This is a genomic window from Parvularcula oceani (genome assembly GCF_000733125.1).
Classification (GTDB): Bacteria; Pseudomonadota; Alphaproteobacteria; order Caulobacterales; family Parvularculaceae; genus Parvularcula; species Parvularcula oceani.
In genome coordinates this window covers 155,950-172,061 of the sequence record NZ_JPHU01000008.1, presented here as the reverse complement: position 1 = coordinate 172,061, position 16,112 = coordinate 155,950, and the positions used below count along the sequence as shown (strand labels likewise).

Here is a 16,112-nt window from a genome sequence, read left to right as displayed (position 1 = left end):
AGTCTTTCCCGTCCCTGCCGTCAATCCCCAAAGTTGACTTTGTCTTTTGGCCCGAGGACCGCGGACAACGAAGCGAGCGATCTTCGATCCCTCCCGAGGGAGGCCCGAGGTCGCTCGACCGTCACTTTGTGGCGAATGCCGCTTCTCAGCGGGAGCGGCGAGATATGATTTTGAGCGGGGGCTGTCAACGCCGTTCTTGCAAGTTTTTTGGCGGTTGCGCGACAGCCCCGTGACGCCCCGCCCTTGCCCTCAGCTGGAGGGGCTCGTCCCCTGCTTCTTCTCGAGGCGGTAGGCGTGGAGGAGCGGTTCGGTATAGCCGCTCGGCTGTTCCGCCCCCTCGAAGACGAGAGCCCGCGCCGCCGCGAATGCCGTGCTCTTGTCCGGGTCCGCGCTCATCGGCTCATAGGCCGGATCGCCCGCATTCTGCGCGTCGACCGTCTTCGCCATGCGCAGGAAGGCGTCCTCGACCTCCTCCCGGCTGACGACGCCATGGGCGAGCCAGTTGGCAACGTGCTGGGAGGAAATGCGGAGGGTCGCCCGGTCCTCCATCAGACCGACATCGTCGATATCGGGAACCTTGGAACAGCCCACGCCCTGATCGACCCAGCGGACGACATAGCCGAGAATGCCCTGGACGTTGTTCTCGACCTCCCTGCGGCGCAGCTCGTCCGGCCAGTTGGTGTCGGTCGCCAGCGGCGGGGTCAGAAGGTCCGAGAGCGCGGCCGGACCGTCATCCGCCATCTCCTCGCGCCGCGCGAAGACATCGACCTCGTGATAGTGGATCGCGTGCAGCGTGGCCGCCGTCGGGCTCGGAACCCAGGCCGTGTTGGCGCCGGTCTTCGGATGCGCCGCCTTCTCGGCCAGCATGTCGGCCATCATGTCGGGCTTGGCCCACATCCCCTTGCCGATCTGCGCCTTGCCATCGAGGCCGCAGGCAAGGCCGATCGCGACATTGCGGGTCTCGTAGGCTTCGATCCAGCGCTGGGCCTTCATCTCTGCCTTCGGAACGACGGGGCCTGCCTTCATCAGGGTGTGAATCTCGTCGCCCGTGCGGTCGAGGAAGCCCGTATTGATGAAGACGATCCGCTCCCGCACCGCTTCGATGCAGGCGGCGAGGTTGGCGGAGGTCCGCCGCTCCTCGTCCATCACGCCGACCTTAATGGTGTTGCGCTTGAGCGAGAGCATGTCCTCGACGGCCGCGAAGAGGCGGTCGGTGAAGGCGGCCTCGGCGGGGCCGTGCATCTTGGGCTTCACGATGTAGATCGAGCCTGCGCGGCTGTTCCGGAACGGAGCGGCGCCGCGAAGGTCGTGCATGGCGGCGAGGCTGGTCACGGCGGCATCGAGTATGCCCTCGGGAAGGTCCTCGCCCGCCTTCCGGATTGCCGGGGTCGTCATCAGGTGCCCCACATTGCGGACGAGCAGCAGGCTGCGCCCCTGGAGGCGGACCGCCTCCCCCTGCGGCGTCGTCATCTCCATGTCGCCGGGCAGGCGGCGGGTCACGCTCTTGCCGCCCTTCTCGAAACGCGCTTCGAGATCGCCCTTCATCAGGCCCAGCCAGTTGCGGTAGCCGAGCGCCTTGTCCTCCGCGTCGACGGCGGCGACCGAGTCCTCCATGTCGACGATCGTGCTGAGGGCGGCCTCGAGAAGAACGTCCTTCACGCCCGCCGGGTCGTCACGGCCGACCGGCGCGTCGCGGTCGATCAGCAGGACGATGTGCAGGCCGTTATGCTTGAGGAAGATGCGGGACGGCGCTGCGGGGTCTCCGTCATATCCCGTGAAAGCCGAAGGCTCGGCGAGCGCCGGGGAGAGCTTTCCGTCCTTCACCGCATAGCCGGCGACCCCCGCATGGCGTCCCTCGGCCAGCGGGACCGCTTCGTCGAGGAAGGCCTTGGCGCGCTCCACGACCTGCGCGCCGCGCTTTTCGTCATAGCCGGTGCCTTCGGGCGCGCCGGGCAGCGCATCGGTGCCGTAGAGGGCGTCGTAGAGGCTGCCCCAGCGCGCGGCCGCGGCGTTGAGGACGAAGCGGGCATTGAGCGCGGGCACCACGAGCTGGGGGCCGGCGAGGGTCGCGACCTCCGGATCGACATTGTCCGTGGAGACGGAGAAGGGGTCGGGCTCGGCAACGAGATAGCCGATCTCGCGCAGGAAGGCCTCATAGGCAGCCGGATCGCTGATCGGGCCGGGATGCTCTGCGTGCCAGCGGTCGAGCTCGGACTGTAGGCGCTCGCGCTCGTCCAGCAGGCTGCGGTTCTCGCCCGCGAACCGGTCGTAGAGCGAGGCGAGGCCGGACCAGAAGGCGTCCGCCTCCACGCCGGTGCCGGGCAGGCATTCCTGCTCGAGGAAGGCGATCAGGCGGTCATCGACTTCGAGGACGGCACGATCGGAATAGGCCATTACGGGCTCCCATAACTCGCTTCGCCATGATGATAGACGGCGCGCCATCTTTTCAGTAGTGGCATTATTCTCAATTCAGCTTTTCACCTGAGGAAAAGATGCAGCGGGACGAATACGCGCTCTACTGCGCGCTGATCGAGGCGGGCAGCCTGTCCGAGGCGGCGCGGCGCCTGCACGCTTCACCCGCGATGATCTCCAAGCGGCTCTCCGCGCTCGAAGCGCGCCTGGGCACGCAGCTCGTCCATCGCACAACGCGCCGCTTCGAGGTGACGCCGGAGGGACGGGCATTCTATGAGGATGTGCGGGCAATTCTCGCCGCCGCGCGCGATGCGGAGGATCGGATTTCGGGCGCGGTCAGCGTGCCGGCGGGGCGGTTGCGGGTTTCGGTGCCGACCTCCTTCGGCAGGCTGTTCCTCGCGCCGGTCGTCTCGGAGTTCGCCCGGCTGCACCCTCAGGTCACGCTAGAGGTCGATCTGTCCGACAGGATGCTCGATGCGCAGGGCGAACGCGTGGACCTCGCGCTGCGGATCACGCCGAAGCTGCCGGGCCATCTCGACGCGAGGCGGATCGGGGCGAGCCAACGGGTTCTGTGCTCTTCGCCCCGCTATCTCGAGGCGGAGGGGACGCCAGTAGACCTCGCCGCGCTCAAGGGGCATCGCCTGCTCGCAGCCGACGGGCAGCTGCCCTGGCAGCTCACGGGGCCGGACGGGCCGGTGCGGCTCGACGGGCGCAGCGCCATCCGGACGAATTCGAGCGAGTTCGTCCGGGAGCTGACGCTCTGCGGCGAAGGGATCGCGCTGCGCTCGGTCTGGGATGTGGCGGATGCGCTGAAGGAAGGACGCCTCGTCAGGGTCCTGCCCGGATATGGCGGCAGCGCGGATGTCGGGATCTATGCGGTGTGGCCGCGGGCGAACCTGGTGCCCGCCGCCGTCAGGGCGCTGACGGATCTTCTGGAAGCGCGCCTGGCGCCGATGCTGGAGGCCTTGCCCGCAGCACCGGCGTGATGGCGAAGGGTCCTGCCCTCTCAGTCCTCGGCGTCCGCGATCATCTCGTGGAGCCAGGCCGCGTGACGCGGCGCCTTCTTGGTCTTGGACCACTCCTCGAGCATGTCGGGCGCGACGCGGTTCAGCTCGGCCATCTGCTCCTCGGTCCGGGTGTCGGCTGCAAGCTCGAGGCGGTGGCCGTTGGGATCGAAGAAGTAGATCGACTTGAAGATGCCGTGGTTCGTCGGCCCGAGCACGTCGATGCCCTTGCTCTCGATATGCTCTTTGGCCGCCATCAGCTCGTCGAGGCTGCCGAGGCGCAGCGCGATGTGCTGGACCCAGACCGGCGTGTTCCGGTCGCGGTCCATCTCGTCGCGCGTCGGCAGCTCGAAGAAGGCGAGGACGTTGTCGTTCCCCGCATCCATGAAGATGTGCATGTAGGGATCCGGCTCGCCGGTCGAGGGCACCTTGTCCTCGGCGATGGCGAGCTGGAATTCCATGCCCAGCACGTCGCGGTAGAACTCCACCGTCTCCTTCGCGTCCTTGCAGCGATAGGCGACGTGGTGGAAGCCTGAGATCGTCGGAGTGGCCATTATGCGGGCTCCTTCTCTTCGCTGGGCGCCTTGAGCGCGCCGCGATTGATCTGGTCGCGCTCGATCGATTCGAAGAGCGCCTTGAAATTGCCCTCGCCGAAGCCCTGCTCGTAATCGCCGACGCGCTGGATGAACTCGAAGAAGACGGGGCCCACCTGCGCCTCGGCGAAGATCTGCAGGAGGAGGCGCGGCTGTCCGTCCTCGGTCGTGCCGTCAAGCAGGATACCGCGGGTCTGAAGCTCGTCCACGGCGCGGCCATGGCCCGGCAGACGCTGTTCCAGCATCTCGTAATAGGTGTCCGGCGGCGCCGTCATGAAGGGCACGCCCTTCTCCTTGAGGCGGTCCCAGCAGGCGACGAGATCGTCGCAGATCAGCGCGATGTGCTGGATGCCCTCGCCGTTATACTCGCGCAGGAACTCCTCGATCTGGCCCTTGCCGCCCTCGCCTTCCTCGTTGAGGGGGATGCGGATCTTGCCGTCCGGGGCGGTCAGCGCCTTGGAGGTCAGGCCGGTATATTCTCCCTTGATGTCGAAATAGCGGATCTCGCGGAAATTGAAGAGCTTCTCGTAGAAGTCGGCCCAATAGGCCATGCGGCCGCCATAGACGTTGTGGGTCAGGTGGTCGATCCGATCGAAGCCCGCGCCTTCGGGGTGCCTGTCGACGCCCGGCAGGTATTCGAAGTCGATGTCGTAGATGGTGAGGCCGCCCTCGCCGTCTTCATAGCGGTCGATGAGATAGATGATCGAATTGCCGATGCCGCGAATGCCGGGAATCGACAGCTCCATCGGGCCGACATGCATGTCCACGGGCTCGGCGCCGCGCTCGAGAAGGCCTTCATAGGCCGCCTTGGCGTCGCGCACCCTGAACCCCATGCCGCAGGCGCTCGGCCCGTGCTCGCGCGCGAAGTACCAGGCGGGCGAGCGCGGCTCGTAATTGGTGACGAGGTTGATGCCGCCCTGGCGCCAGAGCTCCACGTCCTTGGAGCGGTGGCGGGCCACGCGTGTGAAGCCCATCGTCTCGAAGACCGGCTCCAACACGCCCTTTTCGGGGGCGGAGAACTCGATGAACTCGAAGCCGTCGAGGCCGGCTGGGTTTTCGAAGAGGTCTGCCATCTGTCGCTCCTTGCGGTGCGCCGCTCGCGGGCGGTCGGTTGCATCTGAAACTGGTTTCTATTGTAACCATTCGCTATGTAGGCTGCAAGGCATCGTCCGGCCTGCCCGCAGCTTTCGAGGACCGCCCCGTGACGCTCCGACTGTCAGATTTCCTGCCCTTCCGGCTCTCCGTGCTCTCGAACACCGTGTCGCAGCGGATCGCCGACCGCTATGCCGCCGATTTCGCGCTGAGCGTGCCGCAATGGCGGGTGATGGCCGTGCTGGGGGAAACGCCGGGCCTGTCCGCGAGCCAGCTCACCGAGCGGACGGCCATGGACAAGGTGGCCGTCAGCCGGGCGGTCGCGGCGCTGATCGAGGCGGGACGGCTGCGGCGGACCGCTTCGGAAACGGATGGCCGGCGCTCCCTCCTCCACCTGACGGAGGAAGGCCAGCGCCTCTACGACATCATCGCGCAGATGGCGGCGGAATACGAACGCGACCTCCTCGCCTCGCTCGACGAGAAGGACCGCAATGCGCTGCACCGCATTCTGGAAGTCCTTGCGCGCGAGGCCTCGCCGGAACGCCCTCTCTGGTAGCCGTCGGCGCCAGCCGCTCCGCGGAGCGCATCTCAGGCACCAGACGCGATGGCCTTGTCACGTGCCTCGTATTTTGCGAATGGCTCGCAGAAGCACTCTCATTCGCAGGACGTCTTTCGTGAAGCCTTCTCTCTTTTGCAGCTCCGCCATCCTTTCCGCGCTCATGCTGGCGGCACCCGCCGCCGCGCAGCAGTCCGATGCGCAGGACGAAGACGTCATCGTCGTCGAGGGCTCGCAGGTCGATCTGACGGAGCTTTATGCAGGCGATCAGGTCGCTCGCGGCGCGCGGGCCGGGATCCTGGGCAATGTCGATTACATGGACCTGCCCTTCGCCGCGACGGCCTATACCGATGAGCTGATCCGCGCCCAGCAGGCGCGCAGCGTCGGCGACGTGCTGCAGAACGATCCGGGCGTGCGCGTGGCCAAGGGGTTCGGCAATTTCCAGGAGCTCTACGTCGTCCGCGGCTTCCCGGTCTATTCGGACGACATGACCTATAACGGCGTCTACGGCATCCTGCCGCGCCAATATGTGGCGGCCGAGCTGATCGACCGGGTCGAGGTCTTCCGCGGCGCCAATTCCTTCCTCAACGGCGCGGCGCCGGGCGGCAGCGCGGTGGGCGGCGCGTTCAACATCGTTCCCAAGCGGGCGCCCGAGGAGGCGTTCAGCCGCTTCACCCTCGGCATCGAGAGCGAGGACCATCTTTACGGCGCCGCCGATATCGCGCGCCGCTTCGGGCAGGGTGATGCCTTCGGCGTCAGGGTCAATGCGGTCCGCCGCAATGGGGAGACGGCCATCGAGGATCAGGACCGGGAGCTGACGGTCCTTTCGCTCGGCGCAGACTATGACGGCGAGATGTTCCGGTTTTCGGCCGATGCGGGCTACCAGAACCACCGCATCAACGCGCCGCGCCCGCAGGTCACGCCGCTCGGCGCGGTCCCCGAGGCGCCCGAGGACGACGCGAATTACGCGCAGCCCTGGACGTTCACGGACGAGGAGCAGCTCTTCGGCGTGATCCGGGCAGAGGCCGACTTCTCTGACGCCGTCAGCGCATGGGCGGCGCTTGGCGGCCGCAAGGGGGAGGAAGCGAACGTTCTCGCCAATCCGAGCGCCACCGAGGCCGGGGCGACGACGGCGTACCGGTTCGACAATACCCGCGAGGACGAAGTGATCTCGGCCGATGCCGGGGTGCGCGCCGAGGTCGAGACCGGGCCGCTGCGCCACCGCATCATCGCCTCGGTCTCCGCGATCGGGATCGACTCCGAGAACGCCTATGCCTTCTCGAGCTTCGCGGGCTTTGCCAGCGACCTTTACGATCCGATCCCCGTCGCGCCGCCCGCCCCCGACTTCTTCGTCGGCGGCGAACTCGACGATCCGCTCCAGACCGAGAAGGTCGAGAATTCGAGCTTCGCGCTCGCCGACATGGTCTCGCTCCTCGACGGCGCGGTGCTGGCCACCGCCGGCATCCGCTATCAGGACATCGAGACCGCATCCTTCGACTACAATACGGGCGACGAGCTGTCCCGCTATGCGGACGATGCGGTGACCCCAGCCTTCGGCCTCGTCGTCAAGCCGAACACCTATCTGTCGGTCTATGCGAATTATGCCGAGAGCCTTCAGCCTGGCCAGATCGCTCCTGCGAACAGCGGCGGCACGCCGGTCCTGAATGCCGGCGAGGTCCTGGCACCCTTCCGCGGCGAGCAGATCGAGGCCGGCCTCAAATATGACGGCGGCAGCTTCGGCGGCACGCTGAGCGTCTTCGAGATCGAGCAGCCGAGCGCCATCGTCGTCGATCAGGTCTTCACCGATGCCGGCGCGCAGGAAAGCCGCGGGATCGAGCTGACCGTGTTCGGCGAGCTGGGCGAGCAGGTCCGGCTTCTGGGCGGGGCGACGCTGCTCGATGCGGAATATGCCCGCACCGATGGCGGCCTGAACGAAGGCAATACGCCGATCGGCATTCCCGACCTCCAGATCAACCTCAATGCCGAATGGGACATTCCCGCCCTGCCCGGCCTGACGGTCGACGGCCGGATCGCCCATACCAGCGAGCAATATATCGATGCCGCCAATACCGGAGAAATCCCGTCCTGGACCCGGCTCGATCTCGGGGCGCGCTATGCGCTGCGCGCCTATGGCGAGGAGGTCACGCTGAGAGGCCGCGTGCAGAACGTGACCGGCGAGGACTACTGGGCCTCGACCGGCGGCTATCCCGGTGCCAACTACCTCGTCCAGGGCGGCCCGAGGACGGTCCTCCTCTCCGCCTCCGTCGAATTCTAGGAAAGCCGGGGCGAAAGCTCCGGCACGCTGCCATGACGCCACGCACGATCCGAGCCTGGTCCTTCGTCCACAAATGGACGAGCCTCGTCTGCACGGCGTTCCTCCTGATGCTGTGCATCACCGGGCTCCCGCTCGTCTTCCACGACGAGATCGACGCCGCCTTCGAGACCGAGGCGTGGGAGCCCGCCCGTCCCGGCGGGCCGCTCCTGTCCTATGACGCGATCCTCGAAGCGGCGCTGACCAACCGTCCGGGCGAGGTGCCGCTCTATATGAGCTTCGACATCGACCGGCCGGTGGTGAACGTGACGACGGGGCCGACGCCCGACGCGCCCGGCTCGCGGATGCATTTCGCCTCCTTCGACCGGACGAGCGGCGAGCTGGTGCCGCCGGCGCCCGATGGCGGCGGGGTGATGGACTTCCTCCTCCAGCTGCATACGGACATGTTCCTGGGCCTGCCCGGCATGCTGTTCCTCGGCGCGATGGGGGTGCTGCTCCTCGCCGCCATCGTTTCGGGCGTCGTGCTCTACGCGCCCTTCATGCGGAAGCACGATTTCGGCACGCTGCGGCGGCAGCGCTCCCGGCGTATCAAATGGCTCGACCATCACAACCTCCTCGGCATCGTGACGGTGGCATGGCTGAGCGTCGTGACGCTGACAGGCGTGGTGAACACGCTGGCGACGCCGATCCTTGATCTCTGGAAGGCGCAGCAGCTCTCCGACCTGACCGAAGGGTTCGAGGAGGGGCGCGTCGCCCGCGCCGAAAGCTCGCTCGATGCCGCCATCGCGAAGGCGCGACAGGCCGCGCCCGGCATGACCCTGCAATTCGTCGCCTTCCCCGGCGGCGCCTATTCGACGGACCATCACTACGCCGTCTTCCTGCACGGGGAGACGCCGCTGACCGAGAACCTCATCACTCCGGCCCTGATCGAAGCGGAAACGGGACGTCTAGCCGGGCTGCGCGAGATGCCCTGGTATGCGAAGGCGCTGGCGCTTTCCCAGCCGCTTCACTTCGGCGATTACGGACATCTGCCGCTGAAGATCCTCTGGGCGCTGCTCGACCTTGCGACCATCGTGGTCCTCGGCACCGGCCTCTATCTCTGGCTCGCGCGCAAGCCGCAGAGCGCGCGCGAAAGCGGGCGTCCGGCCGCTCTCGCAGTCCGCTCCGCGTCATGAACCGATATCGCGCCGCTCCCCGCAGCCTGCGGCAGGTCTTCGCCGTGCCGCTCGCCCTCTTCCTCGTCAGCCTTTTCGGCCTGATCGCCGCGCTGGTCGGAAACGGCATGTGGGACGCGGCCGGCTGGATCGCGCTTTCCCTGCCCGTCGCCGCCATCATCCGCGCCCGCCGCCGCAGCTGACCGCGCGCAGCCTCTTGCCCGCGCGGGCTCGGACTGGAACACTTCGTTCGAATGTCCGGTCCGGCAGCTGCAGCCGCCGGGCGCGCAAAGCCGCGGGTCCGCGGCCATGATCGCAGCGAGAGGGCAGGGATATGGCGAAGACAGCCGCAGCGGGCGCCCAGGGCACGGCCGGGCACGTTCAGGGATACGGTACGCCGGCCTACCGGACCTATGTCCTCAACGCCCTGCTGTTCATCTATATCCTCAACTTCGTCGATCGCGGCCTGCTCTCCGTCGCGGCGGCCCCGATCAAGGCCGAGCTGGAGATCGGGGATACGGGGTTCGGCCTTCTGACCGGCTTCGGTTTCGCCCTCCTCTACACCATTGTCGGCATTCCCCTCGCCCGCCTCGCCGAGCGCCGCAGCCGAGTGAAGATCATGGCCGCTTCGGTCGTGCTCTGGTCGCTGATGACGGCGCTGTGCGGGCTTGCGACCGACATCACCATATTCGGCGCGGTGATCGGCGGGTTCTGGATCCTGCTCCTCTGCCGCGTCGGCGTCGGGATCGGGGAAGCGGGCTGCACGCCGCCGGCCAACTCGCTGCTCGCGGATTACTACCCGCCCAAGGAGCGCAGTTCGGCGCTGGGCTATTACGCGATGGGCGTGACCCTCGGCACCATGCTCGCCAGCCTGATCGGCGGTCCGGTGACGGACTGGTTCGGCTGGCGCGTCGCCTTCTTCGTTCTCGGCCTGCCGGGCGTGCTGGTCGGGTTCGTCCTTCTGGCAACGGTCAAGGAGCCGCCTCGCGGCTATACCGACCCGCCGGATGCGAGCCGGACGGAGCGCGCGGCGCTCGGCCCCGCGCTGCGCGAAATGCTGTCCAAGCGCTCCTACTGGACCATGACGGCGGGGGCGACCATCGCTGCCTTCTGCGGCTACGGTATCGCCAGCTTCCAGACGCTGTACCTGGTGCGGACCTTCGGCGTGACCACGGGACAGGCCGCGATCTGGTTCAACACGCCCGCCAATCTCGCCGGGGCCATCGGCACGGTCTGCCTCGGCGTGCTGGCGACCCGGCTGCAATCGCGGAACAAGGCGGCCATCGCCTGGCTCGCCGCGGGCGGGCTCGCCCTGTCGGTGCCGTTCTATCTGATGGCGTTCCTGACGGGCAGCATGGTTCTCTGCGTGATCGGCCTGTCCGCGGGCCATTTCGTCAAATACGGCTATCTCGCCGCCCAGTACACGATCGGCCAGGGCGTCGTGTCGATGCGCGTGCGCGCCACCGCCACGGCGGTGCTCCTTTTCGTGGTGAACCTGTTCGGCTATGGCCTCGGGCCGCTCTTCGCGGGGCTGGTCAGCGATTTCTGGTTCGGACGCAGCCTGAGGGCGGAAGGCTTTGCGGGTAGCGTCGACCGCGCGCTCTGCGATGCGGTCCAGCAGGCGGCGACGGCCGCGAGGCAGGGCGCGGAGGTCCTCTCGGACGACCGCATCGCGCAGATGCTCAGCACGCTGCCGGGCCAGGTCAGCGAGGCGCAGTACCGCTTCTGCCTGGAAGCCAATGCATCGAGCACGGAGGCGTCGATGGTGACCATCGCCTGCTTCTACGTGATCGCCTCGGCCTTTTTCGTGTGGTGCGCGACGCGGCTCAAGAAGGACCTCGTCGCGCAGTGAGGCGGCTTCAGCCCTCCTTATAGGCCTTGATCGCCTCGCGCGCGACGATGAGCTGCTGGATCTGCGAGGTGCCCTCATAGATCCGGAACAGACGGACATCGCGATAGAAGCGCTCGACCGGGTATTCGGAGATATAGCCCGCGCCGCCATGCATCTGGACCGCGCGGTCGGCGACGCGGCCGACCATCTCCGAGCAGAAATATTTCGCCGCCGCGATCTGACCGACGATACGGTCGCCGCGATCCTTGGCGCGTGCGGCCTCCAGCACCATGGCGCGGCCCGCCTGCGCCTCGGTCACGCAATCGGCGAGCAGGCCCTGGATGAGCTGGAACTCCGAAACCGGCTGGCCGAACTGCTTGCGCTCGGTGGTGAAGGCGATCGATTCCTCGATCAGGCGCTCGGCGATTCCGACGCAGAGCGCCGCGATATGCAGCCGTCCCTTGTCGAGCACCTTCATCGCCGTCTTGAAGCCGGTCCCCTCTTCGCCGCCCAGGAGCGCGGAGGCAGGAACGCGCGCATCCTCGAAGACGACGTCGCACGTCACCGTGCCGTGCTGGCCCATCTTCTCGTCCGGCTTGCCGAGGCGGACCCCCGGCGTGTCGGCGGGCACGAGGAAGCAGGAGATCGAGCTCGCCTTCCGCTCCGGCGCCGTCCGGGCCATGACGGAGAAGACGTCCGCACGCGGCGCATTGGTGATCCAGCGCTTGGTGCCGTTGAGGACGTAGTCGTCGCCGTCCCGCACCGCCTTGGTCGTGACCGACATCGCGTCCGAGCCCGTATCGGGCTCGGTCAGCGCGAAGGAGCCGATGATCTCGCCGCTCGCCATCTTGGGCAGGTAGTGCCGTTTCTGCTCTTCGGAGCCGCCGAAGACGATGGCCTGGCTGCCGATGCCGAGATTGGTGCCGAAGACCGAGCGGAAGGCGGGCGAGGTCCGGCCCATCTCGAAGACGAAGCGGACCTCCTCCTCCATGCTCATGCCGAGGCCGCCATAGTCCTCGGCGATGGTCAGGCCGAACAGGCCCATCTCCTTCATCTCGGAGATGACCTCCTCGGGCATGCGGTCTTCGCGGTCGACCTGCCGTTCGAGCGGGATCAGGCGGTCGCGCACATAGCGGCGCACCGTTTCGAGGAGGAGTTCGAAGCTCTCTTCATCCATGGCCATGACTGTCTTCCCTCAGCCGCCGAAACCTTCGCCGGCCTCGGCCCTGCGGCGCAGGAGGCCCGAGATTTCGAAGTCATCGGACAGGTGCGGCTTGTGCTTCTCGAGGCCGTCGAGAACCGTCTTGAGGCCGCGACGCTCGGCCCAGAACATCGGTCCGCCGGTATAGGGCGGCCAGCCATAGCCGTTGATCCAGACGATATCGATGTCGGAGGACCGCTGGGCGATCCCCTCTTCCAGGATCTTCGCACCTTCGTTCACCATGGGATAGAGAAGCCGCTCCAGGATCTCCTGATCGCCGATCTGGCGCTGCTCCCGCCCCGACTTCTCGGCGAAGGAGGCGATGACCTCCTCGACCTCCTTGGACGGCGTGCCGCGGCGGTTCTCGTCATAGTCGTAGAAGCCCGCGCCGGTCTTCTGGCCGCGCCGGTCGCGCTCGCAGAGGACCTCGCGGATGGTGGAAGAGCTCGATTTCTCCTTGTTCCAGCCGATGTCGAGACCTGCGAGGTCGGCCATCTGGAACGGGCCCATGGGCATGCCGAACTCGACGAGCACGCGGTCGATGTCCCAGGGCTTGGCGCCTTCGAGCATCAGATTGTTCGCCTCCGCCTGGCGCGGCGCGAGCATGCGGTTGCCGATGAAGCCGAAGCAGACGCCGGAGACCACGGCCACCTTGCGGATCGTCTTGGAGAGCTTCATCGCCGTCGCGAGCACGCTGTCGGATGTCTTCTCGCCCCGCACGATTTCGAGCAGGCGCATGACATTGGCCGGCGAGAAGAAGTGCAGGCCGATCACGCTCTCGGGGCGCTTGGTGGCCGAAGCGATCTCGTCGATGTTCAGATAGCTCGTATTCGAGGCGAGGATCGCGCCGTCCTTGGCGACGGCGTCGAGCTTTCCGAAGACGTCCTTCTTGATGTCCATGTCCTCGAAGACCGCCTCGATGATGAGGTCGCAATCGCCGAGGTCATTCATGTCGAGCGTCGGCGTGAGGAGGCCCATGGCCTTCTCGACCTGCTCATCCGTCATCCGGCCCTTCTTCGCCGTCGCCTCGTAGTTCTTGCGCATGATCCCGGTGCCGCGGTCGAGCGGGCCCTGCTCGCGCTCCAGCATGGTCACCGGAATGCCCGCCGAGAGGAAGTTCATGGCGATGCCGCCGCCCATCGTGCCCGCGCCGAGTATGCCGACCTTTTCGATGGGAATGAGCGGCGTGTCCTTCGGGACGTCGTCGATCTTGGAGGCCTGGCGCTCGGCGAAGAAGACATGGCGGAGGGCCGCGGACTGCTCGCCGGCGACGAGCTTCATGAAGAGCTCGCGCTCCTTCTTGAGGCCCTCTTCGAGCGGCAGCTCGATCGCGGCGCGCACCGCCTCGATGCAGGCGAGCGGCGCCTCGTAGCCGCGCAGGCGGCGGGCGTTCTTCTGCTTGAAGTCCTCGAAGACGCTGTCATCGACCGACAGCCTGTCCGTCCGCTCGCCCGTGCGCGGCGGCGTCTTGCCGATGACCTGCTGCGCGTAATGGATGGCGGCCTCTTCGAGCCCCTGATCGGCGACGATCTCGTCGACGAGGCCGATTTCCTTGGCTTGGCTCGCGGAAATCGGATCGCCTTTCACGATCATGGGCAGCGCCGCCTCGACGCCGACGACGCGCGGCAGGCGCTGCGTGCCGCCCGCGCCGGGCAGGATGCCGAGCTTCACTTCGGGAAGGCCGAGCTTCGCGCTCGGCACGGCGACGCGGTAATGGCAGCCGAGAGCGACCTCCAGCCCGCCGCCGAGCGCGGTGCCGTGGATCGCCGCGACCACCGGCTTGGCGCTCTTCTCGATCATGTCGACGACCTGCGGCAGCCCGGGCTCCTGCAGGGGCTTGCCGAATTCGGTGATGTCGGCGCCGGCGAAGAAGGTGCGCCCCTCGCAGCGGATCACCACCGCCTTGATGCCCTCGTCCCTAGACGCCTCCCCGATCGCATCGGCGAGGCCCTTGCGGACCGCGTGGCCGAGGGCGTTCACCGGCGGGTTGTCGGAAATGACGATCAGGATCTCGCCTTCGCGGCGCGTGCTGACGGGGCTCATGGCTTCCTCCGTGAAGATTTTTTCCGGCTTATCATCCGCGCGCCGGCATTCATACCGAAGGTTCTAACACAGCGGCCCTGCCTGTCTTCCCCAATCCACAGCCTTCTATCCTTGTGCGCCCACAAGGCCGCACCTATCGTACCGAAAAAACAAAACGCGGTCGCCAAGGATCGGAAGAGATGGAAACGCATCGAGAAGACGAAGCGGCCATGCGGCCGCCTGCGGCATGGCCCGCCCTGTCCCTGGCCGATGTCAGGGCAAGGCTCTGCGCACCGGGCGCTCCGTTCGAAATGGAGACGGTCGAGATTCACGGCGTGCCGACGCGGATATGGAAGAACTGCCCGCCCGACCTCGGCGCGCTGACGCGCCACGCGCGCAGCCACGGCGATCGTCCGTTCACGATCTACGAGGATGAGCGGGTCAGCTTCGAAGCCTGGTTCCGGGCGACCGCGCATCTCGCCGCCGCGCTGAAGGAGATGGGCGTGGAGCCCGGCGACCGCGTCGCGCTCGCCATGCGGAACCTGCCCGAATGGCCGGTGGTGTTCTGCGCCGTCACCTCCATCGGCGCGATCGTCGTGCCGCTGAATGCGTGGTGGACGGGAGAGGAGCTGGAATACGGCCTTCGGGATTCCGGCGCGAGCGTCCTCGTCTGCGACGTCGAGCGCTGGGAGAGGATCGCTCCGCACAAGGACCGGCTGCCGGATCTGCGCGAGGTTCTGGTCGGCCGCGGCGACGGCGCGCCCGGCGGCGGGGCCTCCCCGCTCGAAGGCCTGATCGGCGAGCCGAAGGGTTATGCAGAGCTTCCCGAAAAGGCGCTCCCCGAGGTCATGATCGACCCCGATCAGGACGCGACGATCTTCTATACGAGCGGCACGACCGGCGCGCCCAAGGGCGCGGTCGGCTCTCACCGCAACGCGGTCACGAACATCCTGTCCTCGGCCTATGCCTCGGCGCAGGCGGCGCTGCGGCGCGGCGAGGCGCCGCCGGAGCCCGAGCCCAAGAGCGGCCTTCTCGTCATCCCGCTCTTCCATGTCACGGCGTGCAATGCGCGCATGATGGGCACGCTGTTCGGCGGGCACACGCTCGTCTTCATGCACAAATGGGATACGGAGAAAGCCTTCGCGATCATCGAGCGCGAAAAGATTTCGGCGACGGGCGGCGTGCCGGCCATCGCCTGGCAGCTTCTCGAGCACCCCGCGCGGCACAAATACGACCTCAGCTCCCTCGAAGCGGTCGCCTATGGCGGGGCGCCCGCCGCGCCCGAACTCGTGCGGCGCATCAAGGCGGAGTTCGGCGCCGATCCGGGATCGGGCTGGGGCATGACTGAGACCTCGGCCACCGTCACGCTGCACGGATCCGAGGACTATCTGAACCGCCCCGATTCCTGCGGGCCCGCCGTTCCCGTCGCCGACCTCAAGATCATGAGCCTCGACGGCAGCCGCGAAATGCCGGTGGGCGAGACGGGCGAGCTCTGGGCGCGGGGGCCGATGATCGTGCGCGGCTATTGGAACAAGCCCGAGGCGACGGCGGAAACCTTTGTGGACGGATGGGTTCGGACCGGCGATATCGCGCGGCTCGACGAGGAAGGCTTCTGCTATATCGTGGACCGGGCCAAGGACGTCATCATCCGCGGCGGCGAGAACATCTATTCGATCGAGGTCGAGAACTGCCTCTTCGGCCATCCGGCGGTCACCGATGCCGCGCTTGTCGGCCTGCCGCACAAGACGCTGGGAGAGGAGCCCGCCGCCGTCGTGCATCTCGCGCCGGGCGAAGCCGCGACCGAAGAGGAGCTGCAAGCCTGGGTGAAGCGGCATCTGGCGGCCTTCAAGGTGCCGGTGCGCATCGCCTTCTGCGACGAGCCGCTGCCGCGCAACGCCAATGGCAAGATCCTCAAGGGCGAGCTTCGCGCGCTCCTTCTGGGCGAAGATGCGGCCAAGGCCGCCGCGAGCTGACA

12 protein-coding genes are annotated in these 16,112 nt (G+C 67.2%); 7 read left to right on the top strand and 5 right to left on the bottom strand.

The genetic code is table 11. The features are described 5' to 3' along the window. Nucleotides 1-249 precede the first annotated feature (249 nt). A complete protein-coding gene (locus IE88_RS0110325) occupies nucleotides 250-2,394 on the bottom strand; it encodes a malate synthase G (protein ID WP_031554051.1) in 2,145 nt (714 codons plus the stop codon). A gap of 98 nt (nucleotides 2,395-2,492) precedes the next feature. Here IE88_RS0110325 and IE88_RS0110320 point away from each other — a divergent pair, with 98 nt between their 5' ends. After that, nucleotides 2,493-3,398: a LysR family transcriptional regulator gene (locus IE88_RS0110320; RefSeq protein ID WP_031554049.1), complete on the top strand. Its 906-nt coding sequence runs from the start codon at nucleotides 2,493-2,495 to the stop codon at nucleotides 3,396-3,398. Between the two features lie 20 nt (nucleotides 3,399-3,418). Here IE88_RS0110320 and IE88_RS0110315 read toward each other — a convergent pair whose 3' ends face one another. Both IE88_RS0110315 and hppD read right to left on the bottom strand, forming a co-directional pair. Beyond that, nucleotides 3,419-3,970, bottom strand: coding sequence for a VOC family protein (locus IE88_RS0110315; RefSeq protein ID WP_031554046.1), 552 nt, complete (start codon nucleotides 3,968-3,970; stop codon nucleotides 3,419-3,421). Then, nucleotides 3,970-5,082: a 4-hydroxyphenylpyruvate dioxygenase gene (gene hppD / locus IE88_RS0110310; RefSeq protein ID WP_031554043.1), complete on the bottom strand. Its 1,113-nt coding sequence runs from the start codon at nucleotides 5,080-5,082 to the stop codon at nucleotides 3,970-3,972. Before hppD ends, IE88_RS0110315 begins: the two co-directional genes overlap by 1 nt. Before the next feature lie 128 nt (nucleotides 5,083-5,210). Here hppD and IE88_RS0110305 point away from each other — a divergent pair, with 128 nt between their 5' ends. From IE88_RS0110305 to IE88_RS0110285, 5 genes are all read left to right on the top strand, one after another. Then, nucleotides 5,211-5,657 (top strand): MarR family winged helix-turn-helix transcriptional regulator, encoded by a 447-nt coding sequence (locus IE88_RS0110305; protein ID WP_202900486.1) that lies wholly within the window; start codon nucleotides 5,211-5,213, stop codon nucleotides 5,655-5,657. Nucleotides 5,658-5,820: 163 nt separating this feature from the next. Beyond that, on the top strand, nucleotides 5,821-7,932 hold the full coding sequence (locus IE88_RS0110300) for a TonB-dependent receptor (RefSeq protein ID WP_420330134.1): 2,112 nt from the start codon (nucleotides 5,821-5,823) through the stop codon (nucleotides 7,930-7,932). Between the two features lie 32 nt (nucleotides 7,933-7,964). After that, nucleotides 7,965-9,104 carry a PepSY-associated TM helix domain-containing protein gene (locus IE88_RS0110295; RefSeq protein ID WP_031554033.1) on the top strand — a complete coding sequence of 380 codons (1,140 nt, stop codon included), beginning with the start codon at nucleotides 7,965-7,967 and terminating at the stop codon, nucleotides 9,102-9,104. Further along, the gene (locus tag IE88_RS0110290; protein ID WP_031554030.1) at nucleotides 9,101-9,286 is read left to right on the top strand and encodes a hypothetical protein; all 186 of its coding nucleotides are present in this window, start codon (nucleotides 9,101-9,103) and stop codon (nucleotides 9,284-9,286) included. Before IE88_RS0110295 ends, IE88_RS0110290 begins: the two co-directional genes overlap by 4 nt. Before the next feature lie 131 nt (nucleotides 9,287-9,417). Then, nucleotides 9,418-10,935, top strand: coding sequence for a spinster family MFS transporter (locus IE88_RS0110285; RefSeq protein WP_031554027.1), 1,518 nt, complete (start codon nucleotides 9,418-9,420; stop codon nucleotides 10,933-10,935). Between the two features lie 7 nt (nucleotides 10,936-10,942). On the opposite strand, the gene IE88_RS0110280 is transcribed toward IE88_RS0110285, so the two are convergent. Both IE88_RS0110280 and IE88_RS0110275 read right to left on the bottom strand, forming a co-directional pair. Continuing rightward, complete coding sequence (locus tag IE88_RS0110280; RefSeq protein WP_031554013.1) at nucleotides 10,943-12,097, bottom strand: acyl-CoA dehydrogenase family protein; 1,155 nt, start codon at nucleotides 12,095-12,097, stop codon at nucleotides 10,943-10,945. 12 nt (nucleotides 12,098-12,109) lie between these two features. Next, a complete protein-coding gene (locus IE88_RS0110275) occupies nucleotides 12,110-14,158 on the bottom strand; it encodes a 3-hydroxyacyl-CoA dehydrogenase NAD-binding domain-containing protein (RefSeq protein WP_031554010.1) in 2,049 nt (682 codons plus the stop codon). A 179-nt stretch (nucleotides 14,159-14,337) separates the two neighbouring features. Here IE88_RS0110275 and IE88_RS0110270 point away from each other — a divergent pair, with 179 nt between their 5' ends. Next, entirely contained in the window at nucleotides 14,338-16,110 is a 1,773-nt protein-coding gene (locus IE88_RS0110270; protein WP_051881897.1) for a class I adenylate-forming enzyme family protein, read from the top strand. The last annotated feature ends 2 nt before the right edge of the window (nucleotides 16,111-16,112 follow it).